Annotated in this window: 17 protein-coding genes; all 17 read right to left on the bottom strand. The window is 49.4% G+C overall.

Annotated elements, in window-relative coordinates:
* Positions 1-32: 32 nt before the first annotated feature.
* The 17 genes from QOX44_RS09940 to QOX44_RS09860 all read right to left on the bottom strand — a co-directional run bounded on the left by QOX44_RS09940 (position 33) and on the right by QOX44_RS09860 (position 15,295).
* Positions 33-950, bottom strand: coding sequence for a hypothetical protein (locus QOX44_RS09940; protein WP_283682966.1), 918 nt, complete (start codon positions 948-950; stop codon positions 33-35).
* Between the two features lie 9 nt (positions 951-959).
* Positions 960-1,847, bottom strand: coding sequence for a 4-hydroxy-tetrahydrodipicolinate synthase (gene dapA, locus QOX44_RS09935; protein WP_283682965.1), 888 nt, complete (start codon positions 1,845-1,847; stop codon positions 960-962).
* A 14-nt stretch (positions 1,848-1,861) separates the two neighbouring features.
* On the bottom strand, positions 1,862-2,341 hold the full coding sequence (locus tag QOX44_RS09930; RefSeq protein WP_283682964.1) for a PTS sugar transporter subunit IIB: 480 nt from the start codon (positions 2,339-2,341) through the stop codon (positions 1,862-1,864).
* Entirely contained in the window at positions 2,341-3,420 is a 1,080-nt protein-coding gene (locus QOX44_RS09925) for a PucR family transcriptional regulator (protein ID WP_283682963.1), read from the bottom strand. The genes QOX44_RS09930 and QOX44_RS09925 overlap by 1 nt, the downstream gene beginning before the upstream one ends.
* A gap of 51 nt (positions 3,421-3,471) precedes the next feature.
* A complete protein-coding gene (locus QOX44_RS09920; protein WP_283682962.1) occupies positions 3,472-3,882 on the bottom strand; it encodes a PTS sugar transporter subunit IIA in 411 nt (136 codons plus the stop codon).
* 30 nt (positions 3,883-3,912) lie between these two features.
* A complete protein-coding gene (locus tag QOX44_RS09915; RefSeq protein ID WP_283682961.1) occupies positions 3,913-4,845 on the bottom strand; it encodes a phosphoglycerate dehydrogenase in 933 nt (310 codons plus the stop codon).
* A gap of 84 nt (positions 4,846-4,929) precedes the next feature.
* Complete coding sequence (locus QOX44_RS09910) at positions 4,930-5,754, bottom strand: PTS system mannose/fructose/sorbose family transporter subunit IID (RefSeq protein ID WP_283682959.1); 825 nt, start codon at positions 5,752-5,754, stop codon at positions 4,930-4,932.
* Positions 5,751-6,500, bottom strand: a complete 750-nt coding sequence (locus tag QOX44_RS09905) for a PTS mannose/fructose/sorbose/N-acetylgalactosamine transporter subunit IIC (protein WP_283682958.1) — start codon at positions 6,498-6,500, stop codon at positions 5,751-5,753. The genes QOX44_RS09910 and QOX44_RS09905 overlap by 4 nt, the downstream gene beginning before the upstream one ends.
* A 27-nt stretch (positions 6,501-6,527) precedes the next feature.
* The gene (locus QOX44_RS09900) at positions 6,528-7,010 is read right to left on the bottom strand and encodes a PTS system mannose/fructose/N-acetylgalactosamine-transporter subunit IIB (RefSeq protein WP_283682957.1); all 483 of its coding nucleotides are present in this window, start codon (positions 7,008-7,010) and stop codon (positions 6,528-6,530) included.
* A gap of 152 nt (positions 7,011-7,162) precedes the next feature.
* Positions 7,163-7,795, bottom strand: coding sequence for a ketohydroxyglutarate aldolase (locus QOX44_RS09895; protein ID WP_283682956.1), 633 nt, complete (start codon positions 7,793-7,795; stop codon positions 7,163-7,165).
* Positions 7,796-7,897: 102 nt separating this feature from the next.
* Positions 7,898-8,626: a stage II sporulation protein R gene (locus tag QOX44_RS09890; RefSeq protein WP_283682955.1), complete on the bottom strand. Its 729-nt coding sequence runs from the start codon at positions 8,624-8,626 to the stop codon at positions 7,898-7,900.
* Positions 8,627-8,690: 64 nt separating this feature from the next.
* Positions 8,691-9,947, bottom strand: a complete 1,257-nt coding sequence (gene uraA, locus QOX44_RS09885) for a uracil permease (protein WP_283682953.1) — start codon at positions 9,945-9,947, stop codon at positions 8,691-8,693.
* A gap of 25 nt (positions 9,948-9,972) precedes the next feature.
* Positions 9,973-10,824, bottom strand: coding sequence for an Mrp/NBP35 family ATP-binding protein (locus QOX44_RS09880; RefSeq protein WP_283682952.1), 852 nt, complete (start codon positions 10,822-10,824; stop codon positions 9,973-9,975).
* 130 nt (positions 10,825-10,954) lie between these two features.
* The gene (locus tag QOX44_RS09875) at positions 10,955-12,739 is read right to left on the bottom strand and encodes a cobaltochelatase CobT-related protein (protein WP_331488366.1); all 1,785 of its coding nucleotides are present in this window, start codon (positions 12,737-12,739) and stop codon (positions 10,955-10,957) included.
* Between the two features lie 47 nt (positions 12,740-12,786).
* The gene (locus QOX44_RS09870; protein WP_283682951.1) at positions 12,787-13,707 is read right to left on the bottom strand and encodes a MoxR family ATPase; all 921 of its coding nucleotides are present in this window, start codon (positions 13,705-13,707) and stop codon (positions 12,787-12,789) included.
* Between the two features lie 14 nt (positions 13,708-13,721).
* A complete protein-coding gene (locus QOX44_RS09865; RefSeq protein WP_283682950.1) occupies positions 13,722-13,949 on the bottom strand; it encodes a hypothetical protein in 228 nt (75 codons plus the stop codon).
* A gap of 59 nt (positions 13,950-14,008) precedes the next feature.
* Entirely contained in the window at positions 14,009-15,295 is a 1,287-nt protein-coding gene (locus QOX44_RS09860; RefSeq protein WP_283682948.1) for a glycoside hydrolase family 125 protein, read from the bottom strand.
* Positions 15,296-15,336 lie beyond the last annotated feature (41 nt).

The raw sequence follows: 15,336 nt of genomic DNA, 5'->3' as shown, positions 1-15,336 counted from the left end.
AAAAACACTGAGTTCTACAGGAGATTCGTATTTTAAAATTTGTTTGCCGTCAGGCGCAGGATCCCTTCTTCTATTTTCTGCATCTGTTCCAGATCCATCTCGAAGTCCTTGCCATTTCTCACGTTTTTCACGCGCACGGTCCCCTTCTTCAGACTTCCTCTGGCCAGCATAAATCCGTTCTCGAATCCTTCCAGCGGCGTATTTTTATATGCTTCTTCATCAAGAGCAAGCAGATGCACCTCACATTCCAGCGATCTTACGATCTCATCTGCCTTTTTCTCCTGACCCTTTCGGAAAGCCAGAAACAGCTCTTCTCCGCTGGCAATGCTCTCCAGTATCAGCACTGGCTGCCTGCCAAATTTCGGCACTAATTCATAGAAGCCTTCATTGCTCATGACTGCCCGGTCTACAAAGACAAAGCAGCCGGTCCGGGCTTTTTCCACGCAGTCATACAGCACGGCCACTGCACCGCTGTTGCGGTTCATATTCATCTTGTTGTCCGGCTTCTTCATCCAGCGCCATACAAGGCCGAGGACCACAAGATCAGCCAATACCGTCAGCACCTTCCACAGCATGGAATACTGCGGAAAGTTTCTGGTCCAGACTACCGCGAGAACAGCCACAAACAGGGTCAGTACAGAATACCCTGCCACATTCTTCATTTCTTCTCTGAAATTGTGCTTTGAATCCAGCGGAGTGAACTCGTAACACGGATTCAGTATCTTCGACCCGGTATCGTAGGACGCCATAACGATCCATCTGCTCTTTTTCGGTTCTCCTGCAACCAGATGATTACTCATACCTCCCCGGGATTTTTTCTCCTGCAGCATCTGCAGGCGAAGCTTTCCTCCCTTTAGCTGGCTGACAAGTCTGTTCATAAAACGGTATTTATCCCGATTGCTTCTTCTTCTGGAAAAATGGATTCCTACTTCTTCTATCTTTTCTTTCATATACCGCCTCTATGCCAGGTGATAGTATTTCAGCATCTCAATGATCTTTTCGTCGGTAGCCGCACTGCACTCCACAACCGGTTTTCTGGCCGGTCCCACTTCTGCAATGCCGGCAAGCTCTACCGCTCTCTTCAGGACGGACGGCACCGTGCCAAGCTTCAGCGCTGCTCTTAACACATCAATATCTGCCTGAAGCTTTGCAGCCTTTTCTTTTTCTCCGGCTCTTAACGCCTTGTCCAGCTCCACCAGCACCTCTGTGATAACATTGCTGGTACCGGCAATGGCTCCCGTTGCTCCCATCTCATATGCAATGGAAATCTTGGAATCAGAACCTACCAGCAGATCCATCTCTTTGCCTTTTGTGGCATCCAGGTATGCCTGCATATTTTCCACATCTCCGCTGCTGTCTTTGATACCCTTGATGTTGTCGATCTCCGCCAGCCTTCCCACAACAGCCGGGGAAAGATTATAGCCCATAAGCTTTGGAATATTATACAAAATGACCGGGATCTTTACACTCTCCGCGATCTCCTTGAAATGCAGATACAGTTCATCCTCGGATGGCTTCATATAATACGGAGCGATCACAGACAGAGCGTCTGCTCCCAGAGACTCCATTTTCTGAGACATTCTCACTGCCTCTCTGGTCGCGCATGCTCCGGTTCCCACGTATACCGGAACCCTGCCTCCAATATGCTCTACCACATACTTTGTCAGATCGTACTTTTCCTGTTCCTCGATCACATGGAATTCTCCATTGCTTCCGAAGATAAAAATACCGTTCACGCCGCCATCAATCAGATGATCAATGAGTTTTCCTGTTGCTTCGTAATTTACCGACTGCTGTGCATCTCTGTGAAAAGGTGTCACGATCGGTGTGATAATCTTATCAAACATATTATTCCTCCATACTAATTGCAGAAGCTCCCATAGTCTTTCGCCTCATAGGGAGTCGTCTGGAAATAAAACCGAATGCCTGCTTGCTGAATAAACGAAATTTCTTCAATCTCAGCTTCTGTAAAATAACTGGAAAGCTTCTTTACTTTGGGGGCAACCGATGGATAGGGCATCTGGATCTCCTTCACCTTAAGCCCCAGCCTCACGCACTGGCTGGCCACCGTCAGATTCTTGAAGATCACCATCACCTTCGCAGATTTCCCCAGTTCCTCCGCCTGGTTCATGAACTCTATAAGCCCCTCCTCCGAGAGGATCTTTACTTTCATGGATTTTGGCAGACAAAGCTGCATAACGCTGGATACAAAAGGATTATCATCGTATCCTGACCCGACCACTGCCACGTAGTCTGCATTGATGAACCTGTCCCAGTTCAGTGTAACAGTTGCGTGGAGCAACCTCTTGTCAATACGCGCCAACACTATCTTTTTATTCATTACTCTTCACCTACCTGCCGTCTCTTCCTGTGCTCCTTCATCAGCATCGCAATGAGAACAAACAGAAATCTTCCTTTAAAATCGCCTCGTATATCAATATGAAAAGATTCCTCATATTTTTTCAGCTTGTATATCAAAGTATTTTTGTGCAGGTATAAATTATCCGCTGTCTGTGAAATATTAAAATTGTTTTCAAACAGTGAATCGGAAATCCGTATCAATTCATCGATATCCAGACCCTTACTGCTGTCTTTATAATAGGCAAAAACTCCGCTCACATCTTTAAGACCAATCCGCGAAATAAAAAATTCATACAGAAAATCTACAAAAAATACGACTTCCACTTTTTTGTTTTTCACATAGTCCCGCAGCCACAGACAATGCTCATAGCTGACCCGGTAATTTCTCAGTTTCTTCTGTACCGAGCCAACCCAGTAGCTGTCTCCGACAATGTCAAAATTTGTAAGTGTCCCCAAGTATTTTTTAATGCAGTTTTTCAGCCCCTGATTGTCAATGCCATCGGGAACCGCTTTGTAGATCAGCAGCACATGATTGTTGAGAAGGGATGCCAGAATTTTCTCACTGTCCGGTATCAGCTTCAGGCGTTCGATCTTCCTGCTGTCAAATCCTTTTTCTCTGTAAATATAGATGGCCACCCGGGATTTGTTCTGGTCAAACTCCATCTCACTTACCAGATTTAAAATCTTATTCGTATCAAAGATCGTTTCATCCAGCAAAAGCTTGATCAGGCGGTCATCCTCTGTCACATCCTGTCTCAGCATATTCTGGCTGATCTCATAGGCCAGCCGGACGTTCAGCGAGTCGCTGATGAGATTGCCCATGAGCTCCAGATTTTCATCATTTCCGTAGAGCCAGAGCCATCCAAAATCAAAGTTCTTCTCCTTTACCGGATAAAACAGATTGTTTTCATCTCTGCTGCGAAAATCCAGCTTTGTGCCAAGGAGCTTCTCGTTGCTGCAGTTTGTCACTGTTCCGCCTTTATCCAGAAGACCGATCGTATACTTTTTATTTTCCCGTACCACATTAATAAACTCATTAAAAATACTGTCAATATTCATAATTGTTCTCTTATCTGTGAGCGGACCGTCCTTCCGGCCGGTCCCGGCCTGCTAGTCTAGTTGTTTATTGGTATGTACGCCGCTTTCTTTTAACGCTTTCACACATTCTTCCGCCAGTTCGTCGGTATGGATGTCTGCATCCTCCATACTCAGCGTCTTCACATACAGGTCGATCAGCATGGGAAGATTCACACCGGCTACTACATCATAATTGTATTTGCGGCTCAGCACCGTAAATACATTGCAAGGTGTGCCTCCAAACAGATCCACCAGCACGATATACGGCTTTTCCGTAGTAGAAAGAACCTCTTCCGCCTGTTTCATAAAATCTTCAAAGGACATGGTCGGAAGCAGGGATACCACCTGCACGCCTTCCATTTTTCCGGTTATCAACTCAGCTGATTTTACCAGTTCTTCACCGAAATGTCCATGCGTTCCGATAATAATATTTAATTTTGCCATTATTTTCTCTCCTTTTGAAATATGCTGCGTCTACTCTCCCAGAAGCTGCTCCATAATGATCTTTGACGACATCTCACACGTTCTTCTCTCAGACTCTTTTGAGCGGGCTGCTGTATGCGGTGTCAGAAGGAAGTTGTCCAGAGCTACCAGTTTGTCATCTGCCTTTGGCGGCTCCTCGCTGTATACATCAAAACATGCAGAACGGATCTCGCCCTTTACAAGCGCCTCATACAGGGCTTCCTCATCCACGATCCCGCCTCTTGCCGCATTGATCAGGCAGGCGTCATTTTTCATCTGCCGGAATTCTTCCGTCGAGATCATGTTTCTTGTGGAATCCAGAAGCGGCACATGGAGAGAAATGTAATCACAGGTACGGATGATTTCTTCCTGCCCTGCCTTTTTCACATGGTACTGCTCTGCCACAGCATCTGCTATTTCAAACACATCATAAGCCAGGACGCTCATGCCCAGCCCATTGGCAAATGTTGCCAGATGCTTTCCGATCTGTCCGAATCCAATGATCCCAAGCGTCTTTCCGCTGATCTCCCGTCCGGTCGGCTTCTTCCAGCCTCCCTGTTTCACATCTCTGACCGTGGTGTAAATATTTTTTGATTCCGCAAACATCATGGCGATCACATGCTCTGCCACGGATTTTGAGTTGGAACCCACGGTTCTTCCCACATAGATCCCACGCTCTTTTGCATATTCCAGGTCAATGTTGTCCGTACCCACACCGAACTTGCAGACTACCTTCAGGTTCGGGCACTGCTCCATCATGGCTCGGTCCATCGTATCGACTCCTACGATGATACCGTCCGCATCCTTTGCAAGCTCCAGAAACTCTTCTGCAGTATATGCGTTCCCGGTATTGTTGTAATGTACGGTGAGCCCTTTTGCTTCCATCTCTTTTACGATATCTGTTCCGTAATTTGCAAATCCACGGGGTGTAATCAATACTTTCATACTTTTCCCATCTCCTGTTTTTCATGCTTATAGTTGGTAAGGACTGTTGCAAAAATTTTGCAACAGCCCCCACTGTTTTTCCATTTAGATAATACCAAAGAATGTTAATGCAATGGCGATCACCATTGTATAGCAGATCAGTCTTAAATATTTCGGGCCGCGCTTTGTTATGTACAGATACATACCCATTACTACGCAGAACGGAAGGAACTTCGGAAGGATCCCATCCAGAGTATCCTGAAGTGCAACCGTCGTAGAGCCACTCTCATAGGTCAGTATAGTGCTTACCTTTACATAAGACGCTGACAGGCAGCCGATCATGAAAAGACCCACAATACTTGCCACATCGATCACTTTCTTGATCATACCGGAATGCAGGATCTCAAGAACTGCATTTCTTCCGAGTGTGTAACCTTTCTGGAACAGGAACCAGGACCAGCCATAGGACCATACCAGATAGATAAGTCCCGGGAGGAATGCTGCGATCACAGATCCTTCCAGAGCCATCGGAACAAAGATCGCCAGAGGGATCGTTGCCACGATACCCTGATCCACACTGTCGCCGATACCAGCCAGAGGTCCCATAAGACCAAGTTTCAGAGACTGGATCATATCAGGAGAAATGTCCTCTCCAAGAGAACGCTGCTCCTCCAGAGAAATAGTGATACCATGAATGATACTGCCCCAGTCACAGTTCGTATTGAACATGGAATGATGACGTTTCATTGCTTCCTTCAGCTCTTCCGGATCATCCTTGTAGAGTTTCTGAAGGATCTTGTTCATAGAATATCCGAATGCCAGAGCCTGCATACGGTCAAAGCTTACCGGCACCTCTACTGCCAGACACCACTTGAACCATGCGATCAGCAGGTCCATTTTTGTGATCACGCTCTTCTTTACTTCACTCATGCGTCAACCTCCTGTGAATCCTCCTGTACAAACAGAGATACGATCAATGCCAGGCAAAGTGCGATAACAGCTCCTGTCAGCATTGAGAATCCTAAAATTGCATATAAGAAAAATCCCAGTACAAAGAAAGGAAGGTATTTCTGTTTTCCCATAACAACCAGTGTCAGTGCGAAGCCCAATGCCGGAAGCATATTTCCTGCATTTGCAAGTCCGTTCATGAGCCACTCAGGAATCACATTGATGAAGGACTGAACGACGCTCGTCCCAAGCCAGGTGGCAATAAATACCGGTGTGAAGTACAGAACTCCATTGGTCAGCCACGGAAGGACAAATGAAAACTTAGATACTTTGTCATACTCACCTTTTTCAATGTAGGCATCTGCCTTAGTATTGTAGAAGGAGTTGATGGTACGTCTTACGTTGTTGATAAGCACGCCCAGAACACCGAAAGGAACTGCCAGCGCTACTGCTGCACCTGCATCCAGGTTGCCCATGATGGCTGCCGGAATTGCAATACAGGCTGCCAGACCCTGGTCACTGGGGATGTTCCCTCCTGCCTCGATACCGCCCATGTACATCAGCTGGATGGTCGCTCCATAGAGAAGACCAGCCTGTACATCGCCAAATATCAGACCAATAAATACACCCAAAACTACCGGTTTACGAAAAGCAAATGAGAAGAAGTACTGCGCTCTTCCCATGGATATCCAATACAATAAACCGACTAACGCCGCTTTAATAATCATGCTTTTAATTCTCTCCCCTTTAGTATATTAGAGTTTTGCAACTGCTTTTGCTAATGTCTCAGACGGATAATCCGGTGTTGTCTGGAAATAGATGTTGATTCCGTCTTTCTCCAGATCCAGAAGCATATCTGCGTCTGTACGATCCAGTGTGATCGCGTTGTTAACTGCCTTTCTGCCCGGGCCGCCGCCAAGTCCGCCGATCTGGACTTCCTCCAGCTTAAGACCTGCCTTGCAGGCATCGCTCAGTTCTTTTACGCTCTTAAATAAAAGCATCACACGGTTCTTGTCGAATGCGCCTTCCTGCTGCTGCTTTACTGCCTCATCAATGTTCAGGATCTTGATCTTGACCCCCTTCGGCGCTGCCATTTTGAAAACCTCCTGCATGAAGCTGTCCTTGCTCAGTGCAGTGTCCACTGTTACGATTTCATTGATCTGACACTGGGTCAGCCATCTGGTGATTACCTGACCATGGATCAGTCTGAAATCTACTCGAGTTAATACAATACTCATTTCTTCCACCTCCTGCAAATATCTTACTAAAGAGACTGTGCTTTTTCTATGGACGGTACAGCCAAAGAAACATCCTTTTTTTGTATCTTTGCACAAATTCAGTATTTTTCATCAAAAAAATACGGGCGGTTTGTTGCATCCGCCCGCACTTTTTATTTATTTCTTTTGGCAGTAATGATCTCATGGATCTTCTTTGCATTGGCTGCAATGTCTGCAGAGGTGCCCTTCGTCAGAAGACCGCCGAAGCCGCATACATCCACACCGTTATCGATCCAGGTCTCCAGATTGTCGAGGGTGATCCCTCCGCTGGCCAGGATCGGCATTGCAGGGATCGGAGTCTTGAACACCTTCACCAGCTTTGGTCCGTAAAAATCAGAGATCGGAAATGCCTTGATAAAAGCAGCGCCCATGCTCAGAGCATCCACAGCCTCTGTGATACTGGTGCATCCCGGTGCATACGGGATCTGGTAACGATTGCAGATCTTTGCGACTCCTTCATCATAATTAGGAGCAATGATAAACTCTGCTCCGCACAGCACAGCATGCCTTGCAGTCTCAGAATCCAGCACGGTACCTGCTCCCACACACAACTTATCTCCATATTTTTTCTTAAGGCCGCTGATGATCTCGCCTGCATTGTTCAGGGTGAAGCTCATCTCCATAACCGGGATTTCGCCCTCGATGCACCCATCTGCGATCTCACATGCGCGTTCCAGCGTCTCTGCCCTTACAATGGCCAGTGCCCCTACTTCATACATTCTTTTGGTAATTTCCATTTTCTGCATGTCCATGCCTCCTACCTCAATATCCTATATGGCTCTTTTTCCTGTCTACGCTATCATTTTACAAAAGATGAGGGAGAAAACAATTGGTCATGCTCACATAAATTACCTCTTTTTTTGTTCCGACAGAAAAGGCAGGGGAAACCACCAAAGAGAAAGCTTCCACTTCTCTGGCTGCCGGAACAGGCTCTCATACTCCTGCGCGCTCAGTACATCTTTCAGATCCTCCACCTGATCCCCCTCCTGCGTCACGCCTCTGATGCAGTCGGAAAAACAGAGCTCCGGGTACAGGATGCCCCACCAGTTTTGCCCCGCCCCCTTTCCCAGGGTGATCCGCAGTGCATCGTACCAGCCCGCCGGGAAGGTACACTCCCCGTAGACCCGGTCCGGAAAATACGTCCGGGCAAGGCTCGCCCTTGCCTGGTAGCTTCTGCCATTTTCTGAGAGTATCCCGTTGGCGATCGCCTCTATATCAGACAGATGCGCGGCAAGATATGCCTGTACCTCTGTCTGTGCATCTGTCTGTGCGTCTGTCTGCGCATCTGTCTGTACCGCTGCGCCCCCTTGCAGTTTTTCCCCCGGTGTCTCCGTCCGGAGTTCTCTCCCGCCCGTCTCCTGCATCCAGGCAAGCACGGCATCCCGCACCAGATATTTTACCTGCTGGTCTTCCCTGCGGTCACTGTTCGCGACCACATGAACGCGCAGCACCTCCTGTGCGATCTCCTGCTGCAGGATCGTCCGGTGCGCAGCGTGGACTCCCAGGTTCAGACAGAATGCAAACAGCAGCAGAACAGCAGCTGTACGGATACAAAATTTTCCTTCTTTCCATAACATAACAGGCAACCCTCCTTACTCATACAAGGAGTGTTGCCTGTATTTTTTTAAGTATTCACTTTAACTATTCCTCGTCATTGGTCAGATGGAACTTCTCAAGCAGATGGAAGGTCAGACCCATCAGCATACCTACCACACTGGCCAGTACCATTCCGCTAAGCTGCACATTGCCAAGCTTCAGCGTAATACCGGAGAGTCCTGCTACAAAAATAACAGAGGTCATGATCAGGTTTTTGGATTTACCATAGTCCACCTGAGAATCCACAAGGATACGGATGCCGGAGGTTCCGATCATACCGTAGAGCAGGAACGAGATCCCTCCGATGACCGGTCCCGGTATCGTCTGGATCAGCGCAGCCAGCTTGCCCACAAAGGAGCAGACGATGGAGAGCACTGCCGCACCCCCGATCACGCGCACGCTGTAAACCTTTGTCACTGCCATAACGCCGATGTTTTCACCGTACGTCGTTGTCGGCACAGAACCGAGCAGACCGGAAACCATTGTGGAAAAGTTATCGCCGAACAGAGAACGGTGCAGACCCGGATCTTTCAGCAGATCGCGGCCCACGATCTTGCTCGTCACTACCTGATGTCCGATATGTTCTGAGGTGATGACAAGAAGTACCGGAAGGATCGTGATGATCGCCTCCATATTGAACTTTGCCATCTGAAAGTTCGGGATCGCAAAAACCGGAGCCTGCGCCACTTCTGTAAAGTCTACGATACCGCAGGCGATCGCTGCCACATATCCCGCTATGACCGCGATCAGGATCGGGATCACTGATAAAAAGCCGCGGAAAATGACAGATCCAAATACTGCCACGCCAAGTGTCACCAGAAAAACGATCACATTTCCGCTGCTTATCTTTTCATCCAGAAGGCCTGCATTACTTGCGGCAGAGCCTGCCAGCTCCAGTCCGATCAGAGCAACGACCGGTCCCATCGCTGCCGGCGGAAGCACGACATTGATCCAGTCAGAGCCAAACCGGTAGATCACAGCAGCCAGGATACATCCCAGAAATCCGACTGCCACGAAGCCGCCCAGCGCATACTCATACCCCATTTCGCTGATAACGAGCCCCGCCGGAGCGAGAAATGCAAAGCTGGAGCCAAGATAAGCCGGAGCCTTTCCCTTCGTCACTGCGATAAAGATCAGTGTCCCAAGACCATTCATAAACAGTACGACGGCCGGGTTGATGCCAAATACGAACGGCACAAGTACCGTCGCTCCAAACATGGCGAATAAATGCTGAATACTAAGCGGAACGAGCAGCTTAAACGGTACTTTCTCGTCCACCTGTATGATCCTCTTACGTTCCATCCCAATTTTCCTCCTGCGCGTGCGCTTATTTTTCTTTTACTTTGAGAAGCTGGAGTACAGGAAACGCCTCCTCAAGATACTCATTTTTTGCCTCTGCGAACTTTCCTGCCTCTGTCAGCTGCGTGAGCGCCGGATCGATCGGCATTTTTCCAAGCACGACTGCTCCCATCTCCTCTGCGACCTCATCAATCTTGCTCTCTCCAAATACCGGGATCTTTTTGCCGCAGTCCGGGCATTTCAGATAGCTGTAATTCTCGATCAGGCCAAGCACCGGGATCTTCATCGTCTGCGCCATATTGTAGGCCTTTTTTACGATCATCTTTACCAGATCCTGCGGCGAGGTCACGATCACGATCCCGTCAACCGGAAGCGACTGGAATACCGTAAGCGGCACATCCCCTGTTCCAGGCGGCATATCGACAAGCAGATAATCCAGCTCGCCCCAGATCACATCCTTCCAGAACTGCTTTACCATATTGGCAAGCACCGGTCCTCTCCAGATCACCGGCGTCTCCGGATCCGGCATCAGCAGATTGATCGACATCACCTTGACGTCATTGTCTGTCAGCACCGGATAGATCCCTTCATCATCCGCCTGCGCCGGTCCTTTCAGCCCGTACATTCTCGGGATGGACGGACCTGTGATGTCCGCGTCCATAATACCCACGCGATAGCCCTTTTCTGCCAGCATATTGGCAAGTGACGCCGTCACCATAGATTTACCGACACCGCCTTTTCCACTGACAACACCGATCACATGCTTTACTTCTGAATAGACATTCAGTTCCTCCAGAAAGCTCTGCGGTTTCTTTGCGCTCGGGCATCCCTCACAGCTTTCTTTGCTGCAGCTTGTACTGCTGCATGATTTCTCTGCCATTTCAGCACCTCCTAAAATCACTTCATCAGATTATTTTATAACAAATACCCCTGTTTCGCAAGGGCTTTTCCGCTTCCATTTCCGGCTCTGCCGGCGTTTTGCTTTCTCCTGCGCGGCTGCCTTGTGCCGCCTAAAAGCGGTCGTCCTCCAGAAGCCTGCGCAGATACCTGCCTACCACCTTTGAAAAGCTCTCAATCGTGCGGATATATGCAAAATCTCTGCCGAAGATCTTTTTCTCCGCCACCAGATCCTTCTCCTTTCCGGTAAACACCCCGAGCACACAGATCCCGTTCCCCCGGAGCCTGCGGACCTCAAATGCCGTATCCTTTACTGCATACTCTCCGAAATACGGCTGGGGATTTTGGCAGTTTGGACGGTTTACGGTCACATCATTCGGTCTTCCGTCGCTTAAAACGATCAGGATCTTTCCCTCTTCCTGCCTTTTCTGCAGCGTATCGCCCACCGCGCGGATCGCCAGCCCGTCCCGGTTATTGGAGGACGTCACATAATCCAGGATCCTCAGATTCTCCTCCCTGGGAGCGTCGTACTCGCGGAACCGCTGCAGCACCGTATAGTCCCAGAAGCTGCAAAAGCCTGTGATCCTGTGCGGTATGTGATTGTTGCAGAGCGCTTCACTGATCATATACGCCTGAAGTGCGATCTGACTTTGACGGTCACGCTGCGACCCGCTTGCATCCATCAGAATATCTACCACAAAATCCGTCTGATTTGTATGCTCCGTCCTGCGAAAGAGCTTTCCCGGATCCTCCATCCTGCCGGGTTTCCACAAAAGTTTCGGCACGATCTCTCCTGACCACGCCGCCGCAGACTCCGGCTCTGTACGCCGGATCAAAGAGCGTCGCAGCTCATCGGTAAGCTGCTCAATATTGCGCGACGCCATATTCCGGCTGTTGCGAAAATACGTCCTGTTCTTCTCTGCATGCCGTTTTGCATTGACAAACTGGGCATTTATGCGCACCGGATTTTTGAGGATCCCATCTGTCAGATACAGACTGCAGTCGGCATGTGCGCCGCGGCACAGCCTTTGATCCAGCTTCTTTTGTTCCTGCGGCGACAGATATGACTTTCCATAATTCAGCTCGATGTAGGAGTACATTTTTGCCGCAGCCTCCGGCGTGAGCACTGTGATCTTTCGCTTTCGGCTCCCATCGTCCTCCTTTTTGTCTTCCTCCGGCTCCTCCTGAAGCGACACCACCTGGCTTTGGAGCTTTTGCAGATACTGCTCCAGCATATCCTGCGTCAGCTCCTCTTCCAGATAATCTCCCCAGTCAAACTCACTTAACTCCTCCGCCGTGACTGCGAGGACACTGGAGAGATCCCCGTGCTTTCTCACAAAACTTCTGTCGATCAGCGTGTTATAGATCTCATCTGCCGTGCGGATCAGCTCCATCGTATCTCGCGCATCCTCAAGCGCCGCAATGCGCTCCAGCGCACCCAAAAAGTGCTTTTCACAGTGCCAGTCCTCCAAAAGGCAGACCCGGATCCATGCCATCTTCAGTCTGCCGGTCAGCGAACCGCTCATCACATGGAACGACAGATCCAGCAGATCCGAAAAAGCCTTCTCCCGCAGCTCCGGCACACCGGGACGCTCCCCGGCGATCCTCTGGCAGGTGGCAGCATCCACGCACAGCTGGGCGATCTCTGTCAGCGCGCGCTCATCCGCCCCGCAGAATACCTTTTTCACAAGATACGCTCCGAGCGCTTCCCGGTCAAAATACCGCGCAAATGCCCCCTGCTTCACTGCATCATACATAGAAATATACTTAGATCTGGAATAAGACACCGTATCGGGCTTCGTATCAAGCTGATAATCCCCGCTTACGGTCCACATGAGATTGCGTATTCTGTTTTCTGCTTCTCCGGGAAGCTCTTCCCTGCTGCAGCCATACTCCACGGCGTTCCCTCCTGCCCCATTGTGTGTCCCTGTCTGACTTTTTCGGTTTATTCAAAAATCTCTGCCGGCGTCCAGCTGCCCGGGATCCTCGTCATCACAATGTCCTCTACCAGCTCGCGCTCAAACAGATCAAAGCTTTTATTTACGATCCCCATGCGGATCGCAGCCCGCGGCGAAAGGCCGCGGCGCACTGTCTTGAGTGCTCCGATCAGCCCCCGCAGATCGAGCGGCTTTGTAGATATTTCATTATTGTCTGCTTTCGTCTGGAGATCCAGAAACAGACCGCATATCTGTGAAAGCCCCTCGTCCTTAAAATCCGGGAATATCCCTCTTAAAATATAGGTCAGCGTCTCCTGCGTCGGAGAAGGCATCTCGATCACAAGAAACCGCGATACCAGCGCCTCATTGAGCTCTCTCGTACCTGCGTATCCGTAATTCATGGTCCCGATAAAACGCGCAGCGTCATGCAGCCCGATCTTCTCATATCCCGGCACATCCAGAATACGCCTGTAGTCAAGCGTGGCATGGAGGACAGATACTGCGTCATTTTTTGCCATATTGACCTCGTCAAAAATGCCAAAGCCTCCATTTACTGCGCAGTCGTACACCGGACCCGTGCGCAGCTGTACCTCATTATCACGAAACGTATCCGTACCGATCAGAGAACTGCTGTCCATGTTCACATGAAAAGAAATATTCCATGACGGCCGCCCAAACGCATAGGCCAGCGTCTCTGCCAGAATATTTTTTCCTGTTGCCTTTGACCCGGTCAGCAGGATATTTTCCCCTTCCAGCAGCGCCGCCGCTGCCATCTCAAAGGTTTCTTTTCCATAATATACAAGGAGCGGAGCCGTTACTCTGGACTGGAGCTGCCCCTCGACCGGATACTGCTTCCGGAACTCCCGGATCGCTTCCAGAAGCGACTGATCTATCTGCTGCCTCTCCAACGCTTCAAACACTGCATCCATAGCTCTTCCCCTCTCTATATTTCTGTAAATGAATACCGCTCTTTGATCCCGGCAGCCGTAATATCATAGACAATGGTCCCATCCGGCATATCCGTCCGCTCAAAAACTACTTCTTTTCCCTTAAATTTCTCCCTCAGATACGCCTCTATATCCTCCGTCTCTATCTCATCAATGAACACGTCCCGCATCTGGTTGTTTGCACATTTATTAAAAATTTCCCATACCGTTTCATAACATTTCATGCCGTCTCTCCTGCCTGCGCCGATACGCCTGTTTTGTTCGCGTGTATTTCACATCTTTGTTATTTCTTTACCTCTTCTCCGATGCATGACAGAAGCAGTTCCGCATACATCGCGTTCGCCCACGAGAACCACTTTCTTGTAAACCGCGTCGGATCATCACAGTGGAAGCCCTCGTGCATCATCCCGGTGCCTCCGTCACAATCGGCAAGGCTTCTTAAAATCTCAAGCCTGCGTCCGTGATCCTTCTCTGTCAGTCCTTCCATCGCCATTGCAATATGCCAGATATAATTCGACGGTGTATGCGGACTTCCGATCCCCGCTGCTTTTGTCCCGTGGAAATAGTACGGATTTGCATCACTTAACAGAAAACGTCTCGTATTCTCTGCCACCTCCGGGCGCAGCGGCTCGTAGCCCAGATAGCTCATGGAAAGCAGACTCGGCACATTTGCATCATCCATCAGATTGCACTGTCCGTATCCGTCCACCTCATACGCATAGATGTCGCCGAATTCCTCTGTCCGTACGACAGCGTACCGTTCAATCCCTTCCCTCACCTGTGTGCGCATCGCCCCGGCTCTTTTTGCAAGCTCCTCATCTGCATAAACCGTGCGCGCGATTTCTGCCAGATAGCCCAGCACGACCCACGCAAACATATTGGAGGGAATCAGATAGCCATAGACGCAGGAATCATCGCTTGGCCGAAAGCCTGACCAGATCAGTCCCGTATCCGGACGTGTCAGGGAGCCTTTTCCACCTCTGGAAAGCGTATCTGTATGGAAGGAATGGGGGCGCTCAAACCGGTAAGAAGAACGCTCCTCATGGTTTTGCTCTGTATAAAAAACATCCAGAATGCGGTATGCACCCTTTTTGAAGTTTTCATCAAACTGACTGGTACAGCCTGTGTTTTTCCACAAAAGGTATGCCAGCTGCAGTGGATAGCACAGAGAATCTATCTCAAACTTCTGTTCCCATACCCACGGATCCTGATCCGGAAAATCCTTTTCCCAGCAGGAGCCGTCCGGTTTTTCATTAAATGCGTTCGCATACGGCTCAATACAGATAAACTGAAACTGACGCCGCACAAGCCCTGCGATCAGCTCGGCAAGCTGTTCATCGTGCGCCGCCGGTATCAGATACGGGCGAAGCTGCGCCGTAGAATCTCTCAGCCACATCGCCGGGATATCTCCCGTGATGACATGCGTTGTGCCATCCTCCATCTGCTTCACTGTCGTATCCAGTGTATTGGTGTAGCACGTCTCAAACAGCCTGGCCAGCTCCGGCTCCTTCGCAAAGGCTTCCTTTACCTTATTTAATATTGCTTCTATTGACGGTCTGTTCTTTCCCATAAAATAAAAACTCCTCTCTGCGTTCCTTCTTTTCTGTCACG

Source organism: Parablautia sp. Marseille-Q6255, assembly GCF_951230155.1.
Classification (GTDB): domain Bacteria; phylum Bacillota; class Clostridia; order Lachnospirales; family Lachnospiraceae; genus Choladousia.
This window is presented reverse-complemented; position numbering and strand designations above follow the sequence as displayed.

Excerpts from the sequence above, each read along its gene's own strand:
- QOX44_RS09895 (WP_283682956.1), bottom strand. The coding sequence starts at position 7,795 with ATGCAGAAAATGGAAATTACCAAAAGAATGTATGAAGTAGGGGCACTG.
- QOX44_RS09900 (WP_283682957.1), bottom strand. The coding sequence starts at position 7,010 with ATGAGTATTGTATTAACTCGAGTAGATTTCAGACTGATCCATGGTCAG.
- uraA (WP_283682953.1), bottom strand. The coding sequence starts at position 9,947 with ATGGAACGTAAGAGGATCATACAGGTGGACGAGAAAGTACCGTTTAAG.
- QOX44_RS09925 (WP_283682963.1), bottom strand. The coding sequence starts at position 3,420 with ATGAATATTGACAGTATTTTTAATGAGTTTATTAATGTGGTACGGGAA.
- QOX44_RS09870 (WP_283682951.1), bottom strand. The coding sequence starts at position 13,707 with ATGGATGCAGTGTTTGAAGCGTTGGAGAGGCAGCAGATAGATCAGTCG.
- QOX44_RS09910 (WP_283682959.1), bottom strand. The coding sequence starts at position 5,754 with ATGAGTGAAGTAAAGAAGAGCGTGATCACAAAAATGGACCTGCTGATC.
- QOX44_RS09940 (WP_283682966.1), bottom strand. The coding sequence starts at position 950 with ATGAAAGAAAAGATAGAAGAAGTAGGAATCCATTTTTCCAGAAGAAGA.
- QOX44_RS09920 (WP_283682962.1), bottom strand. The coding sequence starts at position 3,882 with ATGGCAAAATTAAATATTATTATCGGAACGCATGGACATTTCGGTGAA.
- QOX44_RS09880 (WP_283682952.1), bottom strand. The coding sequence starts at position 10,824 with ATGGCAGAGAAATCATGCAGCAGTACAAGCTGCAGCAAAGAAAGCTGT.
- QOX44_RS09865 (WP_283682950.1), bottom strand. The coding sequence starts at position 13,949 with ATGAAATGTTATGAAACGGTATGGGAAATTTTTAATAAATGTGCAAAC.
- dapA (WP_283682965.1), bottom strand. The coding sequence starts at position 1,847 with ATGTTTGATAAGATTATCACACCGATCGTGACACCTTTTCACAGAGAT.
- QOX44_RS09930 (WP_283682964.1), bottom strand. The coding sequence starts at position 2,341 with ATGAATAAAAAGATAGTGTTGGCGCGTATTGACAAGAGGTTGCTCCAC.
- QOX44_RS09915 (WP_283682961.1), bottom strand. The coding sequence starts at position 4,845 with ATGAAAGTATTGATTACACCCCGTGGATTTGCAAATTACGGAACAGAT.
- QOX44_RS09890 (WP_283682955.1), bottom strand. The coding sequence starts at position 8,626 with ATGTTATGGAAAGAAGGAAAATTTTGTATCCGTACAGCTGCTGTTCTG.
- QOX44_RS09860 (WP_283682948.1), bottom strand. The coding sequence starts at position 15,295 with ATGGGAAAGAACAGACCGTCAATAGAAGCAATATTAAATAAGGTAAAG.
- QOX44_RS09905 (WP_283682958.1), bottom strand. The coding sequence starts at position 6,500 with ATGATTATTAAAGCGGCGTTAGTCGGTTTATTGTATTGGATATCCATG.